Origin of the sequence: Paracoccus fistulariae (assembly GCF_028553785.1) — a bacterium.
Classification (GTDB): domain Bacteria; phylum Pseudomonadota; class Alphaproteobacteria; order Rhodobacterales; family Rhodobacteraceae; genus Paracoccus; species Paracoccus fistulariae.
The window spans coordinates 2614510-2639409 of the sequence record NZ_CP067136.1; the positions used below are offsets into that span (position 1 = coordinate 2614510).

Sequence of the window (24900 nt, forward strand, 5' to 3'; positions counted from 1 at the left end):
TGAAGCCCTGTCCCGTCAAGCCTGCAACTTGCCGGTGACACTGAGATCCGGTTCGTAGAGCAACCGCGGAACCGTAGTACAGCCCGCTCCCGCCCAATGCGCTTCGAGATGATCTGCAAGGCAAACGGGTCCTGACCCAGGTAAATATATGGCTTGTTTGGTTAAACACAGAAGAAGATTGACCGGTCCTGAATGTTCACTCACCCAATCCCAGATAGGCCTTCAAACCGGCCGGAGGGTTCTGCAGCAGTAACTCTGTGGCAACCGGCTGATGGGCGACCCCTTTGTCTATCAGGATCGTACCTGGTGTCAGCGCGCGGGCGTCGTCGGGGTCATGGGTGACCATGAGAACCGTCGTCCCCATATCGTCTGCGATCTGGTGAAGCAGGGCCAGCATTTCTGATTTCAGGGCGGGGCCAAGTGCGGCGAAGGGCTCATCCAGCAATAACAGCGGACGGGCGCGCAGAAGCACCCTGGCCAGCGCGACGCGGCTTTGTTGACCGCCGGAAAGATTGGCGGGCCTCCGATCGGACAATCCGTCGAGTCCGACTTGTGACAGAACCTTCGCCACCCGCTCCTGCTGCAGATCGTCCAGCCGCAGGTCGGGTCTGAGTCCCAACCCGACATTCTGGGACGCGGTGAGGTGCGGAAACAGGTTCTGATCCTGAAACAGGATCGAGATCGGCCGCTTGCCGGGTGCGATATCGGTCAGATCGACGCCATTCCAAAGCACTCGGCCCGCTTTCGGGGCAAGGAACCCGGCGATGACGGATAGAAGCGTCGATTTTCCTGATCCCGATGCGCCGATAACAGCGTTGCGGGTGCCTGCTTCGACGGTGAGGTTGGCCTGGAGGGAAAAATCGCCTCGGGTGACCTGGATATTGCGAAGCTCAAGCAAGGCGGCCTCCTCGGTCGAACAGCCAGAACAGCCCGAAGCTGAGCGCCATCAGCAGAACGGCACAGGCCGAAGCATCGGCGATCCGGTAAGAATTCATCAATTGGTACAGCTTCAGTGGCAAGGTGGGAATGTCGGTGGGGAAAAGCGCGATCACGCCCAGATCGCCCATCGCCAGCGCGGCGGATAATCCCGCGGCAAAGCCCAGCGGACGGGCCAGTTGCGGCAGGATCAGAAGGCGCAGCCGTGCCGTTCCGTGCATGTCCAGTGAATCTGCCAGCCGACCGTAGTTCTGGCGAAGGTCGCGGGCGGCGGGGATCAGCGCGCGAAGGCCGAAAGGCAGCGCCATGATCGCGTTGATTGCGACGGTGACCGGCAGGGCCATTGCCTGCGGGCTGACGCTGCCGCGTAGCAGGATGAACAGGCCGGTGCCCAGAACCAGGGGGGACGCGACCAGGGGCAGCATGCCCGCGATCTCGATCAGCCGAGACCGGTTGGCCGCGATGCTCAGCGCCAGGGTCAGTGACAGCGTGACTGCCAGACAGGCGGAAATCAACGCCATGATGATCGAGCGCAGGGCCGCTGACCAGACCTCGGCGGGCAGTTGCGGGATCTGTGGCAGGCCGCGCAAGGTGACGGCCAGCATCGGCCACAGCAGAAACAGCGCCGCCAGGATGATTGCCGCATTATCCAGCATCCGCCGCCAGCCCGGCGGACCTGAAATCTGTCGGCCAAGGTCCAGACCCGATCCGAATTCCGAGGGGATCGCGATCCAGCGCGACAACAGCATCGCCAGAACACAGATCGCGATCTGCACCATGCCCAGTGTCGCCGCGCGCCCCAGATCGAAATCGAAGCGAAACGCCTGATAGATCGCAAGCTCGACCGTCGTGGCCTTCGGCCCGCCGCCAAGCGCCAGCGCGACGGTAAAGGATGTCAGGCAGATCAGGAAAACCGCCAGCCACGCACCGGGCAGGACCGCGCGCAGCATGGGCCGTTCCAGATGGCGGGCGATATCGCGGGGCCCGAAATCAAGGCTTTCGGCCAACCGGAACCGCTCGGCCGGGATGGATTGCCAGCCCTGCAGGATCAGGCGCACCGAGAGCGGCAGGTTGAAGAACACATGCGCCAGAATCACCCCTTGCCAGCCATAGATCGACAATTCCGGCAGGCCCAGGGCGCGGATCGCCTCATTCAGCAGACCATTGCGGCCAAAGACCGAGATCAGACCCATGATGGCAACGATCACCGGCAGGATAAAGGGCGCACCCAGCAGCGTGACCAGCAGCGCCCGGCCCGGAAAGCGCCGACGGGCCAGCGCGCGGGCCACCGGCACGGCCAGCAGCGCCGACAGGCTGGCCGAGACGATGGCCTGCCAGATCGTGAACCAGATCGCGCGCAAATCCCAGGGGCTCAGCGCCGAAAAGCCGCGCGCCTGCCAGGCGACGGCGGCCAATGTGCCAAGGATCAGCACAGCCAGCGCGGCGGCGATCAGCGCGCCGCCCGCCCCGCGCCTTATTGCGAGAACGCCCGCAGCCATTCGTCCAGCGCCGGTTGCCGCATCGCTTCGGCCTCATCCTCGGAATAGAACAGGGTCTTTTCGGGACGCGGCAGATCGCGCATGACCTGCGGCCAGTCCTCCTGCGGCAGATTGGCGGGCAGGGACCAGTTGGCCAGCGGGATCACCTGCTGGAAATCCGGCGTCAGCACCCAATCCATGAAGCTTTGCGCCAGCTCTGGCTGGTCGGTCGATGCGACCTGCGCGACCAGTTCGGCCATGAAATAGTGACCCTCAGGGAAAATCGCGGCCTTCTTGGTTTCATCACCCTCGGCGGCGATGTGGTAGGCGGGTGAGGTGGTGTAGGACAACACCATATCGGCCTCGCCCTCGGTGAACATGCCATAGGCTTCTGACCAGCCCTTCGTCACCGTCAGGACTTTCGGCGCCAAACGGGCCCAGGCTTCCGGCGCGTCGTCCCCGAAGGCCGCCTTGACCCACAGCAGCATGGCCAGACCCGACACCGAAGAGCGCGGATCCTGAATCACGATTTTCAGATCCTCGGGCGCGTCCAAGAGCGCCTGAAAGCTGTCGGGCGGGTTTTCCAGCCGGGTCGTGTCATAGACGAAGGCGGTTTCGCCCCAGTTATAGGGCAGGAAAATCTCATCATCCCAGCTTATCGGCAGCGAGAGGCCGGATGTATCCTGTCCATGCGGCGCGAACAGGCCCGAGGCGCGGGCCCGCGCCGTCACGTCCGTGTTCAGGCCAAGGACGATATCGGCCTGCGTGCCCGATCCCTCCATCAGGATGCGCGGCAGCAGATCGCCGGTCACGAATTGCAGATCGCAATTGCAGAAGGCCTCGAACCCCTCTTCGATCCGGGGGCCGGGGCCCCATTCGCTGGTCACGGAATCGCCCGCATAGACGGTCAGGACGGGCTTGTCCTGCGCCAGTGCGGGCGTGGCGGCCAGACAGGCCAGCGCAAACAGGCGGAATTTCATCGCTGCGGCTCCTTTCTGTTGGGTTTCGAAAGAAAGGACAGCGAAACCTTCCCTCCGCCGGGATCAACCGGTTCAGGTTCAACGGGTCCGCTTGCGCGTCTCAGCCCGGCTGGGCACCCCGAGGTAAGGGGAAACATAATCCCCCTGCCGCCCGCTGCAAGAAGAAACCGAGGTTTCCAAGGCGCGCGCGGGCCGCTAGAACTGCCGCTGCAGGACAGGCGAAGGACAGGCATGAGCGATCAGCCCACACCGATGATGGCGCAGTATCTGGCGATCCGGGATGCGAATCCGGGGGCGCTGCTGTTCTATCGTATGGGCGATTTCTACGAGATGTTCTTTGACGATGCGGTGCAGGCCGCCGCCGCGCTGGATATCGCGCTGACCAAGCGCGGAACGCATCAGGGCCAGCCGATCCCGATGTGCGGTGTGCCGGTCCATGCCGCCGAAAGCTATCTGCTGACGCTGATCCGCAAGGGGTTTCGCGTCGCCATTGCCGAGCAGATGGAAGATCCGGCCGAGGCCAGGAAACGCGGGTCGAAATCCGTGGTTGCCCGCGATGTGGTGCGGCTGGTCACCCCCGGCACGCTGACGGAAGAGGCGCTGCTGGAGGCGCGGCGGCACAATTTTCTGGCCGCCTTTGCGCAGGTTCGCGACGACGGGGCGCTGGCCTGGGTCGATATCTCGACCGGGGTGTTTCAGGTGATGGACTGTTCCGCCACGCGGCTGGCACCGGAACTGGCGCGTCTGGCACCGCGCGAATTGCTGGCGGTCGATGGATCCGGGCTGGACGATCTGGCGCTGGATGCGGGCACGGCGCTGACCGATCTGCCGCCCGGCGCCTTTGACAGTGGCGCGGGCGCACGACGTCTGGCCGTGCTTTACGGTGTGGAAACGCTGGACGGGTTCGGCAGTTTCACCCGGGCCGAGCTGTCGGCCATGGGCGCGATCGTCGATTATCTGGAACTGACCCAGAAGGGCAAACTGCCCCTGCTGCGCCCGCCGATGCGCGAACGCGCTGGCGGCGCGATGCAGATCGATGCCGCGACGCGGCGCAATCTGGAACTGACGCAGGCCCTGTCTGGTGGGCGAGAGGGCAGCCTGCTGGCCGCGATTGACCGCACGGTGACGGCGGCGGGTGCGCGCCTGCTGGAACGCCGGATCAGCGCGCCCTCCCGCGATCTTGAGGTGATCAAGGCCCGTCAGGACGCCGTCGCCCTGCTGGTCGAGGATCCGCGTCTGGCCGCCGATCTGCGCGAGGCTTTGGCCCGCGTGCCCGACATGGATCGCGCCTTGTCGCGGCTGGCGCTGGACCGTGGCGGGCCGCGCGATCTGGCCGCGATCCGGGCCGGGCTGACCCAAGGCGCCGCGATTGCCGAACGCCTGCCGCAGGATGCGCCCGCCGTGCTGCGCGACGCGGCGCGCGATCTGAACGGGCACGAGGATCTGATCGACCTGCTGGATCTGGCGCTGGTGGCAGAGCCGCCTTTGCTGGCGCGCGATGGCGGCTTTGTCGCGCCCGATTACGATGGCGATCTGGACGATACCCGTCGCCTGCGCGACGAAGGCCGGGGCGTGATAGCCGGCATGCAGGCCGATTATGCCGCCCGTGCCGGTGTGCAAAGCCTGAAGATCAAGCATAACAATGTGCTGGGCTATTTCATCGAAACCACGGCCACCCATGCCGAAAAGATGATGGCCCCGCCCCTGTCCGAGGTCTTTATCCATCGTCAGACCACGGCAAACCAGATCCGCTTTACCACGGTCGAACTGTCGGAACTGGAAACCCGGATCCTGAATGCCCGCGACCGCGCGCTGGAGATCGAGCGTGGGATCTTTGACCGCCTGCGCGCTGCGGTTCTGGACCATGCGGCGCCCATCGGGCAGGCCGCCCGCGCATTGGCCGAGATCGATCTGGCCAGCGCCTTTGCCGATATCGCCACGGGCGAAGGCTGGACCCGGCCCCGTGTCGATGCCAGCCGCGCCTTTCAGATCACCGGAGGCCGCCACCCGGTGGTAGAGCGCGCCCTGAAACGCAAATCCGAAGCTTTCGTCGCCAATGATTGCGACCTGACCAGCGGCGATACCCCGGCAATCTGGCTGCTGACCGGTCCGAATATGGCGGGGAAATCGACCTTTCTGCGCCAGAACGCCCTGATTGCCGTGCTGGCGCAGGCCGGGGCATTCGTTCCTGCGGCGTCGGCCCATATCGGCATGGTCAGCCAATTGTTCAGCCGTGTCGGTGCCGCCGACGATCTGGCGCGAGGCCGCTCGACCTTCATGGTCGAGATGGTGGAAACCGCAGCGATCCTCAATCAGGCCGACGATCACGCGCTGGTCATTCTGGACGAGATCGGGCGCGGCACGGCGACCTGGGACGGCCTGTCCATCGCCTGGGCGGTGATGGAGCATCTGCACGGCGTGAATCGCTGCCGCGCCCTCTTTGCCACGCATTATCACGAAATGACTGCGCTGACGGCCAAGCTGGACGGGGTAGACAATGCCACCGTCGCCGTGCGCGAATGGGAAGGCGACGTGATCTTTCTGCACGAGGTCCGCAAAGGTGCCGCAGATCGCAGCTATGGTGTGCAGGTGGCGCGTCTGGCCGGTCTGCCCGCCAGCGTCGTGGATCGCGCGCGCGCCGTTCTGGAAGCGCTGGAATCGGGCGAACGCGAGGGCGCCAGCCGCCCAGCCGCCCTGATCGACGATCTGCCGCTGTTTCGCGCAGTGCCGCCTGCGCCCGCGCCCGCCAAGCCACGCGACAGCGCGCTGGACCTGCGGATGAAAGACGTGCATCCCGATACCATGTCCCCGCGTGAGGCGCTGGACCTGATCTATGAATTGAAATCCCTGACCGGAGATCCCGCATGAGCTATAACACCTTTGGCCGCGAATTCCGGTTCACCACCTGGGGCGAAAGTCACGGTCCGGCCCTTGGCGCCACCGTAGACGGCGTCCCCCCCGGTGTGCCGCTGGACGAGGCATTTATCCAGCAATTCCTGGACCGTCGCCGTCCGGGCACCAGCAAGCACACCACGCAGCGGCGCGAGGCGGATCAGGTTCGCATCCTGTCGGGCGTGTTCGAGGGCAAGACCACCGGCACCCCGATCCAGCTGATGATCGAAAATACCGATCAGCGCAGCAAGGATTATGGCGAGATCGCCCACAGCTTTCGTCCGGGCCATGCCGATATCACCTATCACCTGAAATACGGCATCCGCGATTATCGCGGCGGCGGGCGCTCCAGCGCGCGTGAAACCGCGGCGCGGGTGGCGGCGGGCGGCGTGGCGCTGGCCGTGCTGAACCATCTGGTGCCCGATCTGCGCATCCTCAGCTATATGGTGCAGATGGGGCAGATGCATCTGGACCGCGCGCGGTTCGACAGTTCGGCCATCGCTGAAAACCCGTTCTTCCTGCCCGATGCGGGGGCGGTAGACGCCTGGTCGGATTATCTGGATGGCATCCGCAAGGATCAGAACAGCGTCGGCGCCGCGCTGGAGGTGCTGATCGAGGGCTGCCCGCCCGGTCTGGGCGCGCCGGTCTATGCCAAGCTGGACACCGATCTGGCCGCCGCGATGATGTCGATCAATGCCGTGAAGGGGGTCGAGATCGGCGAAGGCATGGCCGCCGCCGCCCTGACCGGCACGGAAAATGCCGATGAGATGCGGATGGGCAATGACGGGCCGATCTACAGCTCGAACCATGCCGGCGGAATTCTGGGCGGGATCTCGACCGGGCAGCCGATCGTGGTGCGTTTTTCGGTCAAGCCGACCAGTTCGATCACCACGCCGCGCAAGACCATCAATCAGATGGGGCAGGAGATCGACCTGATCACCAAGGGCCGTCACGACCCCTGCGTGGGCATTCGCGCCGTTCCCGTGGCCGAGGCGATGGCCGCCTGTGTCATCCTTGACCATCTGCTGATGGACCGCGCGCAGACCGGCGGCCTGCGCGGAAAAATCGGTTAGGCAATCAAAACACACATAATTTTGAACCAAAACCGCGCCCGATCTGTTGGCTTACCGTGATCGGGTGACGCAACGTCATCTCGTGGTCTGAACAACCAGGGGGCAAAATGACTGAGAACAGCAATAGCGAACAGGACGACCGAGTCCTGGATTTCGACACGGAATACGAGGTCGGCCAGGATAATATCCGACCCTGGGGGCTGGATATTCACAATCCGGTTTTCGTGATTTCGGCCAGTGTGATCATTCTGTTCGTGCTGGTCGCCCTGACCAATCAAGAGGCCGCTGCCGCCTTCTTTGGCTGGCTGCGCCCCTTCCTGACCAGCACCTTCGATTGGTATCTGATGATGTCGATCAATATCCTGCTGCTGTTCAGCTTTGCGCTGGCGATCTCTCCGCTGGGCAAGGTCAGGATCGGGGGCAAGGATGCGCGGCCCGATTACAGCTATGCGGGCTGGATCGCGATGCTGTTTTCGGCGGGGATCGGCATCGGTCTGCTGTTCTTCAGCGTGCTGGAGCCGATGTATTACACCCTGCCACAGCTTGATGCCTGGCCGCTGGGCAAGGATCCCTCGGTCCCGGGGAATGAGACGATGGGCATCGTCGGCACGGTGTTTCACTGGGGGCTGAACGGCTGGGCGGCCTATGTCGTGGTCGGGCTGGCGCTGGCGATCTTTCACTATAACCTGAAACTGCCGCTGACCCTGCGGTCGGCCTTTTATCCGATATTGGGCGAGCGGGTCTGGGGCTGGTGGGGCCATGTGATCGATATTCTGGCGGTGTTTTCGACGCTGTTCGGGCTGACCACGACGCTGGGCCTTGGGGCGCAGCAGGTGGCTGCGGGGCTGAACGATGTGTTTGGCATCCCGACCTCCGAAACGCTGGTCGTCGTGCTGATCGTGGCGATTACCGCCGTGGCGCTGGTCTCGGTCCTTCTGGGCATGGATGCGGGCGTCAAGCGCCTGTCCGAGATCAATATGATCATGGCCGTGATCCTGTTCCTTTTCGTCCTGCTGGCGGGGCCGACGCTGTATCTGCTGACGAATTTCGGCGCCGTGATGCGCGATTACATGATCGAGCTGGTGCCGCTGTCCAATCCCTTCGGTCGCAGCGATGATGGCTATATGCATGGCTGGACGACCTTCTACTGGGCGTGGTGGATCGCCTGGTCGCCCTTTGTCGGCATGTTCATCGCCCGGATCTCGCGCGGGCGGACGGTGCGGGAATTCATCCTGTGCGTGCTGATCGCGCCGTCCTTTGTCTGCGCCCTGTGGATGTCGGTCTTTGGCGGGCTGGTGCTGGAGCAGATGGCAAATGGCTATCAGGGCGTGGCGCAGGCCGTGGCCGATTACCGGCCCGAGATCGCGCTGTTCCGGATGCTGGATCAACTGCCGCTTTACAGCATTACCGCGCCGGTCTCGCTGGTGCTCATCGTGATCTTCTTCGTGACCTCATCCGACAGCGGATCGCTGGTGATCGACACGATCACGGCGGGCGGCAAGATGGATGCGCCGGTGGCGCAGCGGGTGTTCTGGGCCTCGTTCGAAGGGCTGGTCGCCATCGCGCTTTTGCTGGGTGGCGGGCTGAACGCGCTGCAGGGTGCGGTGGTGTCGCTGGGCATTCCCTTCACGCTTGTCGTGCTGGCAATGGCCTGGTGCCTGTATCTGGCGCTGCGATCCGAACGCTACAAATAACCGTCACAAAAGCGGGTTTTTCCTGGGCGGGGGCCGTGCGATTGCGCGGCCCTTTCGCATATCCTGACGCTTTTTCAGGCGCTTGCGCACTGTCACAAAACCGTCGCATAAATTTTGCATTGGTGTCACCTGATCCGTCTAGGTCTGCGGCAGCCCCCAGAGGGAACAGACCGACTCAGGAGAGATCCATGACCACTGTGAAATTTACCGTCTCGGCCCTTGCCATGATCGCCGCCACGGCCACTGCCGCTGCCGCCCGCGATCAGATCCAGGTGTCGGGCTCTTCGACCGTGTTGCCCTATGCCACCATCGTTGCCGAACTTTTCGGTGAAAACATGGACTTCCCCACGCCGGTGGTGGAATCGGGCGGATCATCGGCCGGATTGCAGAAATTCTGCGAAGGTGTCGGCGAAAACACCATCGACATCGCCAATGCCAGCCGCGCCATCAAGGACAGCGAGCGCGAGGCCTGCAACGCCGCAGGCGTCAGTGAGATCATCGAGGTCCGCATCGGTTACGACGGCATCGTTTTCGCCAATGCCGCCAGCGGCCCGGATTTCGTCTTTACCCCCGCCGACTGGTTCAACGCGCTGGCCGCCAAGGTCGTCAAGGACGGCAAGATGGCCGATAACACGGCGATGAACTGGACCGAGGTCAATGCCGACCTGCCCGACCAGGAAATCCTGGCCTTCATCCCGGGCACCAAGCATGGCACCCGCGAAGTGTTCGAGGAAAAGGTGATCCTGGCGGGATGCGAGGAATCGGGCGCGATGGAGGTGTTCAAGGCCGAACTGGGCGATGAAGATGCCGCCGAAGAGGCCTGCATGACCCTGCGTACCGACGGCAAGGCGGTCGATATCGACGGCGATTACACCGAAACGCTGGCCCGTATCGAAAGCGCGCCCAATGGCATCGGCGTCTTTGGTCTGTCCTTCTATGAAAACAATACCGACAAGCTGAAGGTCGGCACGATGAGCGGTGTCACCCCCTCGACCGAGACCATCGCCTCGGGCGAATACCCGGTGTCGCGCCCGCTGTTTTTCTATGTGAAGAAAGCGCATATCGGCCAGATCGACGGGCTGAAGGAATTCGTTGAATTCTTCGTCTCGGACGAACTGGCAGGCCCGGGCGGCCCGCTGGCGGAATACGGTCTGGTCTCGGATCCCGAACTGGCCTCGACGCAAGAGGCCGTCGCCAACGAAACCACCATGCAATAACGCCGGATCGGGCGGCGCGCCGGTCGTGCCGCCCGTCACCTGTTCGCCCTTTCCCGATGGAAGGAAGCTTCATGCCGCTGTCCTGGGCCTTTTTCGCCAGTATCCTGCTTGCCCTTGCGGGCTATCTTCTGGGCCGCAGCCGCGCCCTTGCCGCCGCGGGGTCCGACATTCGCCAATTGCACAGCCGCCCGATCTATCACGGCGCGATGGTGGGGCTGTCAGCCCTTCTGCCCGCGCTTCTGGTGATCATTCTGGCCTCGTTCCTGCGGATGACGGGCGCGATCCCGGCCGAGGCGGGGCCTGTCATCGGTCTGATCGCATTGGGCGCGGCCGTGGCCGGTCTTGGCTGGGCCGTGACCCGGATCGAGACCGGATATCAGGCCCGCAATATGGTCGAGCGGATCGTCATGGGGCTGCTGATCCTCTGTTCGCTGATCGCCATCGCCACCACCGCCGGGATCGTGCTGTCGATGCTGTTCGAAAGCGGGCGTTTCTTTCAGATGTATGACTGGACGCGCTTCTTCTTTGGCACCGAATGGACGCCGCGCTTTCAGGGGAATTCCGAACTGGGCATTCTGCCGCTGCTGTGGGGCACGCTTTATATCTCTTTGATCGCGCTGCTGGTTTCGGTTCCTATCGGCCTTTATGCCGCGATCTACATGTCGGAATATGCGGGCAAGCGCCTGCGCAGCATCGCCAAACCCGCCATCGAGATCCTGGCAGGCATCCCGACCATCGTTTACGGCCTTTTCGCGCTGGTGACGGTGGGGCCGATGCTGCGGGATTATTTTGCGCAGCCGATGGGGCTGGGCAATTCGGGATCCTCGGTGCTGACCGCCGGGCTGGTCATGGGCATCATGCTGATCCCCTTTGTCAGCTCGCTGTCCGATGACATTATCAACGCGGTGCCGCAAAGCCTGCGCGACGGTGCGCTTGGGCTGGGTTCGACGCAATCGGAGACCATTCGCAAGGTGGTCCTGCCCGCCGCGCTTCCCGGGATTGTCGGTGCGGTCCTGCTGGCCGCCAGCCGTGCCATCGGAGAGACGATGATCGTGGTTCTGGGCGCGGGCGCGGCTGCGCGCATGGGGCTGAACCCGTTCGAGGCGATGACCACCATCACCGTCAAGATCGTCAGCCAGTTGACCGGCGACAGCGATTTCAACTCTCCGGAAACGCTGGTTGCCTTTGCCCTTGGGCTGACGCTGTTCGTTATTACCCTGGGCCTGAATGTGGTCGCGCTCTACATCGTGCGCAAATATCGCGAGCAATACGAATGACCGATATGCCCCTGTCTCAATCCAATGCCGCGGCATCCTCGCTGCTGGTCGTGGATGAACATACCCGCCGCCGCAACGCCGCCGAGAAACGCTTTCGCCTCTATGGGGCGACGGCCATCGGGATTGCGCTGCTGGCGCTTGTGGTGCTGTTGTTCACCATCATCCGCGACGGATCGGGCGCCTTTCGCCAGACCTATCTGGCCATTCCCGTCGAACTGAACGCCCAGACGCTGGATCCCAAGGGCAACCGTAATCCAGAGGAAATGGCCAAGGTTCTGACCCTGTCCTATGGCAAGGTGCTGGACGCCGCCATCGCCGAAACCGTCGCGCGCGAGGATATCCGGATCGAGGGGCTGGAGGATGACGATATCGCGGGCCTCGTCTCTCGCGAGGCCTCGGCGCAGGTGCGCGACCGCGTGCTGGCCAGACCGGATCTGATCGGCCAGACCATTCAGGTAGACGTGCTGGCGAATGGCCGGGTGGATGGCTATTTCAAGGGCCGCGTCACCATGGACAGCGCGGCGAATGACAAGAATACCTCGCCCCAGCAATTGCAACTGGCCGAGGCGCTTCGTGACCGTGGCCTGCTGGTGACGCGGTTCAACTGGAAATTCCTGACCAATCCGGATGCATCCGACCAGCGCCCGGAAGCTGCCGGGGTCGGAATCGCGATCCTTGGTTCGCTGTACATGATGCTGGTGGTGCTGTTTCTGGCCGTGCCCATCGGCGTCGCCGCCAGCATCTATCTGGAAGAATTCGCCCCCAAGAACAAATGGACCGATATCATCGAGGTGAATATCTCGAACCTTGCGGCGGTGCCGTCGATCGTCTTCGGCATCCTTGGTCTGGCCGCCTTCATCAACTTTGCGGGCCTGCCGCAATCGGCGCCGATTGTCGGCGGTCTGGTGCTGACGCTGATGACCCTGCCGACGATCATCATCTCGACCCGCGCGGCGCTGAAGGCGGTGCCGCCCTCGATCCGCGATGCGGCGCTTGGGGTGGGGGCGTCACGGATGCAATCGGTCTTTCACCACGTGCTGCCGCTGGCCATGCCGGGGATCCTGACGGGCACGATCATCGGTCTGGCGCAGGCCCTGGGTGAAACCGCGCCGCTGCTGTTGATCGGCATGGTCGCATTCGTGAAAAACTACCCGGCCGCCCCGCCCGAGGGTCTGTTCGATCCGGCCTCGGCCCTGCCGGTCCAGATCTACAACTGGACGCAGCGTTCCGACCCCGCCTTTATCGAGCGCGCCTCGGGGGCGATCATCGTGCTGCTGATCTTTCTGTTCTGCATGAACCTGCTGGCCATCTTCCTGCGCCGCAAGTTCGAGCGCCGCTGGTAATCCGGCCCAAGGAGGCCAAGATGTACGATATGAATGTAGTGGAGAACGCCGTGACCCAAGGTGACATCAAGATCTCGGCCCGGGATGTTCAGGTCTATTACGGCGAAAAACATGCGATCAAGGATGTCAGCGTCGATATTCTGGACAAGACCGTGACCGCCTTTATCGGGCCGTCGGGCTGCGGAAAATCGACCTTCCTGCGTTGTATCAACCGGATGAACGACACCATTCCGATTGCCCGGATCGAAGGCGATATCCGGCTGGATGGCGACGATATCTATGATCGCCGCGTCGATCCGGTCCAACTGCGGGCCAAGGTCGGCATGGTGTTCCAAAAGCCGAACCCCTTCCCCAAATCCATCTATGACAATGTGGCCTATGGGCCGCGTATTCACGGGCTGACCCGCAACCGGGCCGAGCTGGATGAGATCGTCGAAAAGGCGCTGCAGGGCGCTGCGCTTTGGAATGAGGTCAAGGACCGCCTGCACGAACCCGGCACCGGCCTGTCGGGCGGGCAGCAACAGCGCCTGTGCATCGCCCGCGCCGTCGCGACCGAGCCAGAGGTTCTGTTGATGGACGAACCCTGCTCGGCGCTGGACCCCATTGCCACCAGCCAGGTCGAGGAACTGATCGACCAGCTGCGCACCAATTATTCCGTGGTCATCGTGACCCATTCAATGCAGCAGGCCGCCCGCGTCAGCCAGAAGACCGCCTTCTTCCATCTGGGCAATCTGGTCGAATATGGTGAAACCGAGGATATCTTTACCAAGCCGCAGGACAGCCGCACGGAAGCCTATATCTCGGGCCGTATCGGCTGACGATCCACGCAAGGAGTTGGACAGTGAACCGCGACAAACATATTGCATCGGCCTTTGACCGCGACCTTGAGACGATTCAGGCGCAGGTGGTGAAGATGGGCGGCATGGTCGAAACCGCGATTACAGATGCCGCCGCCGCGCTGGAAGGCCGGGACGAGGAGCTGGCCGAACAGGTGCGCCGCGGCGACAAGGCGATTGACGCGCTGGAGGCGCAGATCAACGAAGAGGCCGCCCGGCTGATCGCCCTGCGTGCGCCCACCGCGACCGATCTGCGCATGGTTCTGGCGGTGATGAAAATCGCGGCCTCTCTGGAACGGGTGGGCGATTACGCCAAGAATCTGGCCAAGCGCACCTCGGTCCTGTCGCAATTGCCGCAGATCAACGGATCCGGCATGGCGCTGCGGCGCATGGCGCAGGCGGTCAGCAAGATGCTGCAGGATGCGCTGGACAGCTATATCCGCCGCGACGCCGATCTGGCCGAGGATGTGCGTCAGCGCGATCTTGAAGTGGATCAGATGTATAACGCGCTGTTCCGCGAATTCCTGACCTTCATGATGGAGGATCCGCGCAATATCACCTCTTGCATGCATCTGCATTTCATCGCCAAGAATATCGAACGGATGGGCGATCACGCGACGACCATTGCCGAACAGGTGATCTATCTGGTGACCGGCGACATCCCCGACGATCCCCGACCGAAATCCAGCAGCGTTCAGGCCGAAGCCGACCTGACCGCAGGAGGGTAAGTCATGGTGCATCAGGCCCCTTGCGTTCTGGTCGTCGAGGATGAGGGCGCGCAGCGCGAGGTTCTGCAATATAACCTTGAGGCCGAGGGCTTTACGGTCGTGGTCGCGGATAATGGCGAAGACGCCCTGCTGCTGGTGCAGGAAGAGCAGCCCGATCTGCTGGTACTGGACTGGATGCTGCCCAAGGTTTCCGGGATCGAGGTGTGCCGTCAGGTGAAATCCGATCCGGCCACGCGGTCGATCCCGATCATCATGCTGTCGGCCCGCAGCGAAGAGGGCGACCGCGTGCGCGGCTTGGAAACCGGGGCGGATGATTACGTCGTCAAACCCTATTCCGTGGTCGAATTGATGGCGCGACTGCGCACGCAGCTGCGCCGGACCCGGCCCGCCACGATGGGCGAGCGGCTGAGCTTTGAGGATATCATCCTTGACGCCGCCGAACATCGCGTCTTTCGCGGCGGCCATCCGCTGCATCTGGGTCCGACCGAGTTCCGGCTGCTGTCGACGCTGATGGAAAAGCCGGGCCGCGTCTGGACCCGCGAACAGCTTCTGGACCGGGTCTGGGGGCGCGATATCTATGTGGATACGCGGACCATCGACGTCCATGTGGGCCGTTTGCGCAAGGCGCTGATGCAGCATGGCGGCGATAATCCCGTGCGCACCGTGCGCGGAACGGGCTACGCTCTGGGCTAAGGTGGATCAGGCCTGTTTGGCCAGAAAGCCGACAACCTCTTCCAGCATCGGGATGGCATCGCTGGCGCCATAGCGTGTCACCTGCAACGCGGCCGCGCCTGCCGCCAGACGCAGCGCATCTGGGATGGTATCGCCACGATCCAACGCGGCGGCGAAATAGCCCGCGAAGGTATCGCCCGCGCCGGTCGTATCAACCGCGCGAACCGGAAAGGCGGGCTGGCGATAGGTCTGACCCGTGCGCAGGTCGCGATATTCGGCCCCTTCGCCGCCCAGCGTGATCAGCAGACCCTCGACCGGAAGATCGCCGGGGATTTCCGCGAAAAGCTGCGCAGCCTCGCCCGCATTCATCGCCAGGATATCGGCATGGGGCATGATGGCGCGCAGCGGGCCTATCTCGAAAGGCGCGGCGGAATAGATCACCCGCGCGCCAACCCGTTTGGCGGCCTTGGCGGCCTCGACCTGACAATTGGTCTCGTTCTGGATCAGCAGGCTGTCCTGCGGCTTGATCCGGTCAAAACAGCTTTGCAGCGCCGCCTTGGTCAGCATCCGGTTGGCGCCCGGATGGATGATGATCGAGTTTTCGCCCTGCGCATCCAGCAGGATGATCGCATGGCCGGTCGCGGTCCGATCCAGCCGCAGGATATTTCCGGTGCAGATGCCAGAGGCGGCCAGCCGATCGATCACCCATTGATCGCCCGTTCCCATCGCGCCCAGATGGCAGGTCTGGGCGCCCGCGCGGGCCGTGGCGACGGATTGATTGGCCCCCTTGCCGCCCAGCCCCTGCGTGACCTCTTGTGCGCTGATGGTTTCGCCCGCATCCGGCAGATGATCCAGCCGGTAGATGTGGTCAATATTGATCGAGCCCAGATTCCAGATCGCCATGATGCCCCCGTCTTTACCCGGATTGTGCAGCGCCCGTCGGAATTGTCCAGCAACTGCCGCAAGCCGGAATGCAAAACGCGCCCCGGAGGGCGCGTTTCAAAGCCATTGGCAGGTCCGGATCACTGCTTGTGAAGATCCTTGCCCTTATAGGGCGCCCACAACCGCTTGTTGGTGTAGTAGAGCAGACCGCTCAGCACCAGCAGCATCAGAACCGAGACGAAGCCAACTTTCTTGCGTGCCATCATCTTCGGTTCGGCGGTCCACATCAGGAAGGCAGACAGATCGGTCGCCATCTGATCGACGGTCGCCTCGGTGCCATCCTCATAGGTGACCAGATCATCCGACAGCGGCGCCGGCATCGAGATCTTGCCGCCCGAGAATGCCGTATTCACGTAAAGGAAAGAGCCGGCCTGTTCGACCTCTTCCCCGGTATAGCTGGTCAGGATCGCATGGATATATTCCGGGCCGCCGATGCCGTTGATCAGCTGGCTGATCCCGGTGCCCACGGGACCGTGGAAGCCGGCACGCGCCTTGGCCATCAGCGACAGATCCGGGCCCATGCCTTCGCCGCTGACCGCCGGGAAGTGGTCGGTCGGAAGGCGCGGACGCTCTTCTCCGGTCTCGGGATCCACGACCGGGGCCAGATTGGCCGCATAGGCGCGGACCTGATCTTCGGGCAGGCCGGGGCCGCCGTCATCCGCCAGCGTGCGGATCGGCACGTAGCGCAGGCCGTGGCAGGCCGAGCAGACCTCGGTATAGACCTGCAGACCGCGCTGCAGCTGGAACTGGTCAAAGGTGCCAAAGGGGCCTTCGAAGCTGAAATCGACATCTTCGATATGGCCGTAGCCGCCTTCTTCTTCCTCGCCCTCTGCTTCGGCTTCAGCTTCGGGATCGCCTGCGGCGGCCTGTTCTTCCAGCGCCTCTTCGGGCGTGCCCTCGATCACGGTGACTTCGGGCGCGGCTTCGGCCTGAACGGCGGTTTCTTCCGCAGCATCGGCGGGCGCTGCCTGTTCGGCCTCGCTTTCCTCCACGGCGCTCTCCGCGGGTTCCGGCGTTGCCTGTTCGTCCAGCACTTCCTCGGTCGCGGTTTCAGCGGCCGGATCGTCCTGCGGCGTCGCATCCGATGCCGGAGCATCGGTCGCGGTTTCACCTTCGGCGGCGTCTTCGGCCACAGTCTCGGTCTCGGCTGCCGGATCGGTATCGGCGGCATCCGTGGCCGTGTCTACCGCGTCAGCCACCGCATCCTGGGCATCCTGCGCCGCGCCTTCCAGCGCGGCACCGGCATCCTCTGCCGCCTCTTCGACTGCCTCGGCGGCAGAGGATGCCGCTTCGGAAGCGCTGTCGGCTGCGGGGGCTTCCTGTGCCTGGACGGGCTGTTCGGCCTCGGCCTCTGGCGCGGCGGTTTGTGCGAAGGCAAAGCCTGCGGCAGAGATCGTCAGGGCCGCAACAGCCGTGAGCGTCTTGGTTCTCAGGGTCATTGATGGCTCTCCTTACTCGGCCGGATGCGCTTTTGCGCCGTAGTGCTCGTTGAAGTCTTCCTCGATGGTCTCGGGCATCGGCAGCGGCTTCTCGATCACGCCCAGCAGCGGCAGGATCACCAGGAAATAGCCGAACCAATAAGCTGTCGCGGCCAGCGAAATGGCGGGGACATAGCCGTTGAGGTCATCGGGGGCCAGACCGCCGGTCCACATCAGGATCATGAAGTCCAGCGCCAGCAACCAGAACCACCACTTGAACTGCGGACGGTACTTGCCCGAACGCACGCGCGAGGTGTCAAGCCAGGGCACAAGCGCCATGACCAGAATGGCGCCGAACATGGCCAGCACGCCGAAGAACTTGGCGTCGATGATGCCGAAGGACAGCCATTCCACCACCATCACGATCCACACATCGGAGGTGAAGGCGCGCAGGATCGCGTAGAAGGGCAGGAAGTACCATTCCGGAACGATATGCGCGGGCGTCACCAGCGGGTTTGCTTCGATATAGTTGTCGGGGTGGCCCATATAGTTGGGCATGAAGCCGACCACGGCAAAGAAGACCACCAGAATCACGGCCAGCGCGAACAGGTCCTTGATCACGAAATAGGGCCAGAAGGGCAGGGTGTCTTTCTGGGCCTCTTCCTTGCTTGTGCGGCGCACCTCGATCCCGGTCGGGTTGTTGTTGCCGGTGGTGTGGAAGGCCCAGATATGGACGATCACGAGCGCCGCGATGATGAAGGGCAGCAGATAGTGCAGCGAGAAGAAGCGGTTCAGCGTCGGGTTGCCGACCGCCGGGCCGCCCAGCAGCCAGGTCTGGATCGATTCGCCGATGCCGGGAATCGCGCCGAACAGGCCGGTGATCACGGTCGCGCCCCAGAAGGACATCTGACCCCAGGGCAGAACATAGCCCATGAAGGCCGTCGCCATCATCGCCAGATAGATCAGCATGCCGATGATCCAGGTCACCTCACGCGGGGCCTTGTAGCTGCCGTAATACAACCCGCGGAAGATGTGCAGATAGACGGCAAAGAAGAACAGCGACGCGCCGTTCGCGTGCAGATAGCGCAGCATATAGCCGCCATTCACGTTGCGCATGATATGTTCGACGCTGGCAAAGGCCATGTCGACATGCGGCGTGTAATGCATCACCAGAACGATGCCGGTGACGATCTGCAGCGCCAGGCAGAATGCCAGAACGATGCCCCAGATCCACATCCAGTTCAGGTTCTTTGGCGTGGGGATCATCAGCGTGTCATAGATGATGCTGACCACCGGAAGACGGCGGTCAAGCCACTTTTCGAAGCCCGTCTTGGGCTCGTAATGGTCGTGCGGAATACCGGCCATGTGCGAAGCCCTCCTCAGCCCAGCTTGATGGTGTTGTCGTCGACGAAGACGGCGACGGGAATATGCAGGTTTTGCGGTGCGGGACCGCGGCGGATACGCCCCGCCGTGTCGTAATGCGAACCGTGACAGGGGCAGAACCAGCCGCCGAAATCTCCGGCGCCATCGCCGATCGGCACGCAGCCCAGATGGGTGCAGACGCCGACCATGACCAGCCATTCACCGGCTTCGTCCAGCGTGCGGTTTTCATCGGTGGCGGGCTCACCCGGAATATTCTGGTTTTCGGCGTCCTGGTCGATCAGCTCGTTCAGCTGAACGGCGCGGCCTGCCTCGATCTCTTCGGCGGTCCGGCGGCGGATGAAGACCGGCTTGCCCAGCCATTGCACGGTCAGCTGCGTCCCGACCGTGACGCCGCTGATATCGACCCGGATCGAGGACAGCGCCTGAACGTCGGCCGAAGGGTTCATCTGGTTCACAAGCGTCCAGCCGGCGGCTCCGGCGGCCACCGCACCGGCGCCCGCTGTGGCGTAATAGAGGAAATCCCTCCGGGTGCCTACGTGATCATCTGCGTGGGACACGGGTCATACTCCAATTCAGGCCGAAAACTCGGCCGATACGACATTTCGGGCCGCGTTCCGCAACGCAGCCATGTGTCGCGGTTCTAGCGTTCAATTATCTGTCAGTCCAGACGATATGCCTTTGATGCAAGATGCAAGCCCCGAACGCTGTTGGATTTATGTCGCGCGCGTGCCATCCGGCGGCAGGTTCCCGGACCGGCGCAGGCTTGTTGCTGGCTGGCAAGGGGGCAAATGCCGCCCAATTGCGACCTTCCGTCGCAGGTAAAGATGAAAATGGGTGCCTTGCGGTCCTGGATCGGGCGCTGAGGGTCGCTTTACAGCAGCCCTTCTGACCTGAAACTAAGCTCTCGCGATTTCCCGATGATCAGGTGATCGTGAACCGTGATTCCCATGCAATCCGCCGCCTGCGTGATCCGCGCCGTCATCGTGATGTCCGAATCCGAGGGTGTGGGATCGCCGGACGGATGGTTATGGACCAGAATCAGGGCCGAGGCGTTCAGTTCAAGCGCGCGGCGAATGATCTCTCGCGGATAGACGGGCACGTGATCCACCGTGCCGCGGGCCTGTTCCTCATCCGCGATCAGCACGTTCTTGCGATCCAGATAGAGCACGCGGAACTGTTCGATTTCGCGATGCGCCATGCTGGTATGGCAGTAATCCAGCAGATCCTGCCAGCCCGACAGCGCCGGTCGGTGCAGCACCTTGGCGCGGGCCATGCGCTGTGCCGCCGCCTCGACGATCTTCAATTCCTGAACGACGGCTGGGCCCGCGCCCTTGACCTGCTGCAGGCGGGCGGGCGGGGCGGCCAAGACACGGTTGAAATCGCCAAAAGCCTCGATCAGCCGCCGTGCCAGCGGTTTGACATCCTGCCGGGGGATCGCGCGGAACAGCACCAGTTCCAGCAATTCATAATCCGGCATCGCGGTCGCCCCGCCCTGCATGAAACGGTCGCGCAGCCGTGCCCGGTGATCGGCCAGATAAGACGGGATGGCGCCTTTCCGAGGTGAGGGCAGCGGCGCAACGACATCATCAGCCGCAGGCTGAAATAGCGGCATGGGCATTTCGTTGAAGGCGCGATTCCGGTCCATGCGGCCAGCATGACAAAAAAGGAATGAACAAAAAATTAAGCGCCGCCCGAATTGGACGGCGCCTGATCAGAAATCCGCCATTGATCAGCTGGTCATGTCATCCCAGAAGGATTTGACCTTGCGGAAGAAACTGGTGGATTGCGGACTGTTATCGACCTTTTCGGCGGCAAATTCCTGCAACAGCTCTTTCTGGCGCGCGGTCAGGTTGACCGGCGTTTCGACGCTGAGTTCGATCAGCATATCGCCGTAATCGCCGGACGCCCCGGGACCGTGGCGCAGCGGCGGCATGCCCTTGCCGCGCAGACGCATCTGGCGGCCCGACTGGCTGCCTGCCGGAACCTTGACCCGGGCGCGGCCGCCGTCGATGGTCGGCACCTCGACCTCTCCGCCAAGCGCGGCCGAGGCCATGCTGACGGGCACCTGACAGGCCAGCATCTTGCCGTCGCGCAGGAAAATCTCGTGCTCCTTGACCTCGACGAAGATATAAAGATCGCCCGCAGGACCGCCGCGCATCCCGGCCTCACCCTCGCCCGCAAGGCGGATCCGGGTGCCGGTTTCGACGCCTGCCGGAATGTTCACCGACAGGGTGCGCTCGCGCTCCATCCGTCCGGCGCCGTGGCAGGATTTGCAGGGATTCTTGACGATCTGGCCCTGACCGCCACAGGTCGGGCAGGTGCGTTCCACGGTGAAAAAGCCCTGCTGCGCGCGGACCTTGCCCATGCCCGCACAGGTCGGGCAGTTCGACGGCTGCGCCGCCCCTTCGGCACCGGTGCCCTGACATTCCTCGCAGGCGACAGAGCCGGGCACCTTTATGGTCTTTTGCTGGCCGCTATAGGCCTCTTCCAGAGAGACGCGCAGATTATAGCGCAGGTCCTGACCGCGTTGGGCGCGGGACCGGGGGCCTCCGCCGCCACCGCGACGGCCCATCATATCGCCGAAAAGATCTTCGAAAACATCAGCAAAGGTTGCGCCGAAATCGCCCGATTGCCCGCCGCGACCGCCGCCGAAACCGCCCATTCCGCCGTCAAAGGCCGCATGCCCGAAGCGGTCATAGGCCGCTTTCTTCTGATCGTCCTTCAGGCAGTCATAGGCTTCGTTGACTTCCTTGAAGCGCGATTCGGCGCTGGCGTCATTCTTGTTGCGGTCGGGATGAAGCTCTTTCGCCTTCTGGCGATAGCTTTTCTTGATTTCATCCGGGGAAGCGCCGCGGGAAATCCCCAGAACTTCGTAGTAACAACGCTTTGCCATCATCGTAGTACCTGTTCAATTTCCCCCCAAAAGCAGTGGCCGACCCGCAGGTTATCGCGAGCCGGCCACAGGGGTACGGCTTCGCTTAGCCGCGTTTTTTGTCGTCGCCGAGATCTTCGAAATCGGCGTCCACGATATCGTCATCGACATCGCGCGGGGCATCGGCATCATCGCTGCCGCCGTCATCCGAGCCTTCCTGCTGCGATTTGTAGATCGCTTCGCCCAGCTTCATGGAGGCGTCCATGACGTTCTGGATGCCGGAACGGATCTTGCCCGCATCGTCGGATTTCAGCGCCTCTTCCAGGGCACCGATCGACAGTTCGATCGCCTCGACGGTCGAGCCGTCGACCTTGTCGCCATGTTCCTCCAGCGACTTCTTGGTCGAGTGGATCAGGCTTTCGCCCTGGTTCTTGGCCTCGATCACCTCGCGGCGCGCCTTGTCGGCATCGGCATTGGCTTCGGCATCCTTCACCATCCGGTCGATATCCTCGTCCGACAGACCGCCCGAGGCCTGAATGGTGATGTTCTGCTCTTTCCCGGTGCCCTTGTCCTTGGCGCTGACCGACACGATGCCGTTGGCGTCGATGTCGAAAGTCACCTCGATCTGCGGCAGGCCGCGCGGGGCCGGCGGGATGTCTTCAAGATTGAACTGGCCCAGCATCTTGTTATCTGCGGCCATTTCACGCTCGCCCTGGAAGACGCGGATGGTCACGGCGTTCTGATTGTCTTCCGCGGTCGAGAAGATCTGCGACTTCTTGGTCGGGATCGTCGTGTTGCGGTCGATCAGGCGGGTGAAGACACCGCCCAGCGTTTCGATGCCCAGCGACAGCGGGGTCACATCCAGCAGAACCACGTCCTTCACGTCGCCCTGCAGCACGCCGCCCTGAACCGCAGCACCCAGTGCCACGACTTCATCGGGGTTCACGCCCTTATGCGGCTCTTTGCCGAAGAATTTGGTGACTTCCTCGACCACCATGGGCATGCGGGTCTGACCGCCGACCAGGATAACCTCGTCGATTTCGTCCTTGGACACGCCGGCGTCTTTCAGGGCGTCCTGGCAGGGCTTCATGGTGCGCTTGACCAGATCGCCGACCAGGCTTTCCAGCTTGGCGCGGGTCAGCTTCATGACCATGTGCAGCGGGGTGCCGCTGTCCTTGTCCATGCTGATGAACGGCTGGTTGATCTCGGTCTGCGAGGACGAGGACAGCTCGATCTTGGCCTTTTCAGCGGCTTCCTTCAGGCGCTGCAGGGCCATCTTGTCCTTGGTCAGGTCGACACCGTTTTCCTTTTTGAACTCCTCGGCGAGGTAGTTCACGATGCGCATGTCGAAATCTTCGCCACCCAGGAAGGTGTCGCCATTGGTCGATTTGACCTCGAACAATCCGTCGTCGATTTCCAGAATGGTAATGTCGAAGGTGCCGCCGCCAAGGTCATAGACCGCGATGGTTTTCGATTCCTTCTTGTCCAGACCATAGGCCAGTGCGGCTGCGGTCGGCTCGTTGATGATGCGCAGGACTTCCAGACCGGCGATCTTGCCGGCGTCCTTGGTGGCCTGACGCTGGGCGTCGTTGAAATAGGCCGGAACCGTGATGACGGCCTGCGTCACCTCTTCGCCCAGATAGCTTTCCGCGGTTTCCTTCATCTTGCCAAGGATCATCGCGCTGATCTGAGCGGGGGAATAGTTTTCGCCACGCGCTTCGACCCAGGCATCGCCATTGCCGCCATCGACAATGGAATAGGGGACCAGCTTCTTGTCCTTTTCGACCTCGGGGTCGGTCAGGCGGCGGCCGATCAGGCGCTTGACGGCAAAAATGGTGTTGGTGGGGTTGGTCACGGCCTGACGCTTGGCGGGCTGCCCGACCAGACGCTCATTCTCGGTGAAGGCCACGATCGAGGGCGTGGTGCGCGCACCCTCGCTGTTTTCGACGACCTTCGGCTGGCTGCCATCCATCAGCGCAATACAGCTGTTGGTGGTGCCGAGGTCGATTCCGATGACTTTTGACATAGATAAACCCTTCTTAAGGCGATTTTTCAGGGCGACGGGTCCGTTATGGCCCCCGCAGCCAGATCCCATATCTTATTGACCGCCCCGGACAAAGCCGGGTGCTTCGAGGGTGTATATAGGGATGGTTTTCGGGGTCGCAAGCGCCCTGGCACCGCAATTTTGACGGCATCGGCACGGTTTTGCGACGAAATCTATTCGCTGGCCGTCCAGCTGATCGATTCGTATTTCCTTGTGGTGAAGTTGATCAGCAGCCCCACCACCATCATCGCCAGCGAGAACCAGAGCGCATAGTAGGGATCGGTCTTGTGCGGGCTGTAATTGATGAAGACGAAACCACGCATCTGATCGATGATATGGAACAGCGGGTTCCACAGGAACCATGCGATGAAGGCATTGGGGATCAGGTTGGCGACGAACATCTTGCCCGAGCCGAACATATTGATCCGCTGGAAGATCGTGGTCAGCAGCTTCGATCCGCGCGGGCTCCACGGGCGGATGCCCAGAAAGATCAGCCCCATGCACATGCCCGAAAACCAGGCCATCAGATACATGGCCAGCACCCCCGGCCAGCTTTCGATGCTGACCGGCGAGACCAACACGTGATAAAGCCACAGGATCGCGATGTAACTGATCGTCTGGCGATACAGCACCGCCAGCGCGGATGAGGCGATCAGGATCGCCGGGCTCAGTGGCTGATGCTTGTTCAGTGCGCCGCTGATGGAATGGCTGCCCGAGACCGCACCCGCCGTCTGCACATGGACCATGAACAGGAAGATCCCGCTCATCATATACAGCATGAAATCGCCGCGAATGGGCGAGTTTCGGATGCCAATGATGAAATAGATCAGCAGGAAGGCCATCAGGAAAATGGCCGTTTGCAGGATCGTCAGCAACAGACCGACAATCGGATTGCGATGCTCTGTTCGCAAATTATAGACGGTTTGGTGATAGATCAGCGACAGCGTGGCGCCGGCGGCCTGAACAAAATTCCGATTTTGGCGTTGATCGAACAAATGCCACGGCTCCGTGCGGGTTTCGCGGTCGGGTTCTTGCCGTCGCCGCTTTGCCCTAGCATAAAAGACCGAAATCTGTGCGACAATCGCGGTGATGCGACCTGGGGCCTGCGATGAAGG

At 62.6% G+C, this 24900-nt stretch carries 20 protein-coding genes and 1 riboswitch; of the genes, 9 read left to right on the top strand and 11 right to left on the bottom strand.

Translation table 11 applies throughout. From position 1 onward, the window contains the following. Window positions 1-196: 196 nt before the first annotated feature. The 3 genes from JHX87_RS12905 to JHX87_RS12915 are packed head-to-tail and all read right to left on the bottom strand — an operon-like array spanning window position 197 to window position 3394. On the bottom strand, window positions 197-898 hold the full coding sequence (locus JHX87_RS12905; RefSeq protein WP_271884104.1) for a thiamine ABC transporter ATP-binding protein: 702 nt from the start codon (window positions 896-898) through the stop codon (window positions 197-199). After that, a complete protein-coding gene (locus tag JHX87_RS12910) occupies window positions 891-2435 on the bottom strand; it encodes a thiamine/thiamine pyrophosphate ABC transporter permease ThiP (RefSeq protein ID WP_271884105.1) in 1545 nt (514 codons plus the stop codon). Before JHX87_RS12910 ends, JHX87_RS12905 begins: the two co-directional genes overlap by 8 nt. Next, window positions 2411-3394, bottom strand: coding sequence for a thiamine ABC transporter substrate-binding protein (locus JHX87_RS12915; protein ID WP_271884106.1), 984 nt, complete (start codon window positions 3392-3394; stop codon window positions 2411-2413). Before JHX87_RS12915 ends, JHX87_RS12910 begins: the two co-directional genes overlap by 25 nt. A 32-nt stretch (window positions 3395-3426) precedes the next feature. Next, a riboswitch (TPP riboswitch) is annotated at window positions 3427-3525 on the bottom strand. 100 nt (window positions 3526-3625) lie between these two features. Between JHX87_RS12915 and mutS the strand changes: the two genes are divergently transcribed. From mutS to phoB, 9 genes are all read left to right on the top strand, one after another. After that, window positions 3626-6262 (top strand): DNA mismatch repair protein MutS, encoded by a 2637-nt coding sequence (mutS, locus tag JHX87_RS12920; RefSeq protein ID WP_271884107.1) that lies wholly within the window; start codon window positions 3626-3628, stop codon window positions 6260-6262. Next, window positions 6259-7359, top strand: coding sequence for a chorismate synthase (gene aroC, locus JHX87_RS12925; protein ID WP_271884108.1), 1101 nt, complete (start codon window positions 6259-6261; stop codon window positions 7357-7359). Before mutS ends, aroC begins: the two co-directional genes overlap by 4 nt. Before the next feature lie 107 nt (window positions 7360-7466). Next, on the top strand, window positions 7467-9053 hold the full coding sequence (locus JHX87_RS12930; protein WP_271884109.1) for a BCCT family transporter: 1587 nt from the start codon (window positions 7467-7469) through the stop codon (window positions 9051-9053). Between the two features lie 188 nt (window positions 9054-9241). Then, complete coding sequence (locus JHX87_RS12935; protein WP_271884111.1) at window positions 9242-10270, top strand: substrate-binding domain-containing protein; 1029 nt, start codon at window positions 9242-9244, stop codon at window positions 10268-10270. Between the two features lie 71 nt (window positions 10271-10341). Next, entirely contained in the window at window positions 10342-11547 is a 1206-nt protein-coding gene (gene pstC / locus JHX87_RS12940) for a phosphate ABC transporter permease subunit PstC (RefSeq protein WP_271884112.1), read from the top strand. Beyond that, window positions 11544-12890 carry a phosphate ABC transporter permease PstA gene (gene pstA, locus JHX87_RS12945; protein WP_271884113.1) on the top strand — a complete coding sequence of 449 codons (1347 nt, stop codon included), beginning with the start codon at window positions 11544-11546 and terminating at the stop codon, window positions 12888-12890. Before pstC ends, pstA begins: the two co-directional genes overlap by 4 nt. Before the next feature lie 20 nt (window positions 12891-12910). Then, window positions 12911-13708, top strand: coding sequence for a phosphate ABC transporter ATP-binding protein PstB (gene pstB, locus JHX87_RS12950; RefSeq protein ID WP_271884115.1), 798 nt, complete (start codon window positions 12911-12913; stop codon window positions 13706-13708). A 23-nt stretch (window positions 13709-13731) separates the two neighbouring features. After that, on the top strand, window positions 13732-14454 hold the full coding sequence (gene phoU / locus JHX87_RS12955) for a phosphate signaling complex protein PhoU (protein WP_271884117.1): 723 nt from the start codon (window positions 13732-13734) through the stop codon (window positions 14452-14454). Between the two features lie 3 nt (window positions 14455-14457). Continuing rightward, entirely contained in the window at window positions 14458-15147 is a 690-nt protein-coding gene (gene phoB / locus JHX87_RS12960; protein ID WP_271884119.1) for a phosphate regulon transcriptional regulator PhoB, read from the top strand. Between the two features lie 6 nt (window positions 15148-15153). Here the strand turns inward: phoB and JHX87_RS12965 are convergent, their stop codons facing one another. The 8 genes from JHX87_RS12965 to JHX87_RS13000 form a co-directional block, all read right to left on the bottom strand. Next, the gene (locus tag JHX87_RS12965; protein WP_271884121.1) at window positions 15154-16029 is read right to left on the bottom strand and encodes a ribokinase; all 876 of its coding nucleotides are present in this window, start codon (window positions 16027-16029) and stop codon (window positions 15154-15156) included. 119 nt (window positions 16030-16148) lie between these two features. Next, window positions 16149-16946, bottom strand: a complete 798-nt coding sequence (locus JHX87_RS12970; protein WP_271884297.1) for a cytochrome c1 — start codon at window positions 16944-16946, stop codon at window positions 16149-16151. 573 nt (window positions 16947-17519) lie between these two features. Then, window positions 17520-18851, bottom strand: a complete 1332-nt coding sequence (gene petB, locus JHX87_RS12975; protein ID WP_271884122.1) for a cytochrome b — start codon at window positions 18849-18851, stop codon at window positions 17520-17522. 14 nt (window positions 18852-18865) lie between these two features. Beyond that, window positions 18866-19426, bottom strand: a complete 561-nt coding sequence (petA, locus tag JHX87_RS12980) for a ubiquinol-cytochrome c reductase iron-sulfur subunit (RefSeq protein WP_271884123.1) — start codon at window positions 19424-19426, stop codon at window positions 18866-18868. A gap of 314 nt (window positions 19427-19740) precedes the next feature. Continuing rightward, a complete protein-coding gene (radC, locus tag JHX87_RS12985) occupies window positions 19741-20514 on the bottom strand; it encodes a RadC family protein (RefSeq protein WP_271884124.1) in 774 nt (257 codons plus the stop codon). An 84-nt stretch (window positions 20515-20598) separates the two neighbouring features. Continuing rightward, window positions 20599-21762 carry a molecular chaperone DnaJ gene (dnaJ, locus tag JHX87_RS12990; protein WP_271884126.1) on the bottom strand — a complete coding sequence of 388 codons (1164 nt, stop codon included), beginning with the start codon at window positions 21760-21762 and terminating at the stop codon, window positions 20599-20601. Window positions 21763-21847: 85 nt separating this feature from the next. Then, window positions 21848-23767, bottom strand: coding sequence for a molecular chaperone DnaK (dnaK, locus tag JHX87_RS12995; RefSeq protein WP_271884128.1), 1920 nt, complete (start codon window positions 23765-23767; stop codon window positions 21848-21850). 191 nt (window positions 23768-23958) lie between these two features. After that, window positions 23959-24780, bottom strand: coding sequence for an ABC transporter permease (locus tag JHX87_RS13000; RefSeq protein WP_271884129.1), 822 nt, complete (start codon window positions 24778-24780; stop codon window positions 23959-23961). Window positions 24781-24900 lie beyond the last annotated feature (120 nt).

Bases quoted from the DNA above. Each gene is read 5' to 3' on its own strand.
- JHX87_RS12915 (WP_271884106.1), bottom strand. From the start codon at position 3,394: ATGAAATTCCGCCTGTTTGCGCTGGCCTGTCTGGCCGCCACGCCCGCA.
- dnaJ (WP_271884126.1), bottom strand. From the start codon at position 21,762: ATGGCAAAGCGTTGTTACTACGAAGTTCTGGGGATTTCCCGCGGCGCT.
- JHX87_RS12930 (WP_271884109.1), top strand. From the start codon at position 7,467: ATGACTGAGAACAGCAATAGCGAACAGGACGACCGAGTCCTGGATTTC.
- radC (WP_271884124.1), bottom strand. From the start codon at position 20,514: ATGGACCGGAATCGCGCCTTCAACGAAATGCCCATGCCGCTATTTCAG.
- dnaK (WP_271884128.1), bottom strand. From the start codon at position 23,767: ATGTCAAAAGTCATCGGAATCGACCTCGGCACCACCAACAGCTGTATT.
- mutS (WP_271884107.1), top strand. From the start codon at position 3,626: ATGAGCGATCAGCCCACACCGATGATGGCGCAGTATCTGGCGATCCGG.
- JHX87_RS12935 (WP_271884111.1), top strand. From the start codon at position 9,242: ATGACCACTGTGAAATTTACCGTCTCGGCCCTTGCCATGATCGCCGCC.
- phoB (WP_271884119.1), top strand. From the start codon at position 14,458: ATGGTGCATCAGGCCCCTTGCGTTCTGGTCGTCGAGGATGAGGGCGCG.
- pstC (WP_271884112.1), top strand. From the start codon at position 10,342: ATGCCGCTGTCCTGGGCCTTTTTCGCCAGTATCCTGCTTGCCCTTGCG.
- aroC (WP_271884108.1), top strand. From the start codon at position 6,259: ATGAGCTATAACACCTTTGGCCGCGAATTCCGGTTCACCACCTGGGGC.
- pstA (WP_271884113.1), top strand. From the start codon at position 11,544: ATGACCGATATGCCCCTGTCTCAATCCAATGCCGCGGCATCCTCGCTG.
- JHX87_RS12910 (WP_271884105.1), bottom strand. From the start codon at position 2,435: ATGGCTGCGGGCGTTCTCGCAATAAGGCGCGGGGCGGGCGGCGCGCTG.
- JHX87_RS12965 (WP_271884121.1), bottom strand. From the start codon at position 16,029: ATGGCGATCTGGAATCTGGGCTCGATCAATATTGACCACATCTACCGG.
- pstB (WP_271884115.1), top strand. From the start codon at position 12,911: ATGTACGATATGAATGTAGTGGAGAACGCCGTGACCCAAGGTGACATC.
- petB (WP_271884122.1), bottom strand. From the start codon at position 18,851: ATGGCCGGTATTCCGCACGACCATTACGAGCCCAAGACGGGCTTCGAA.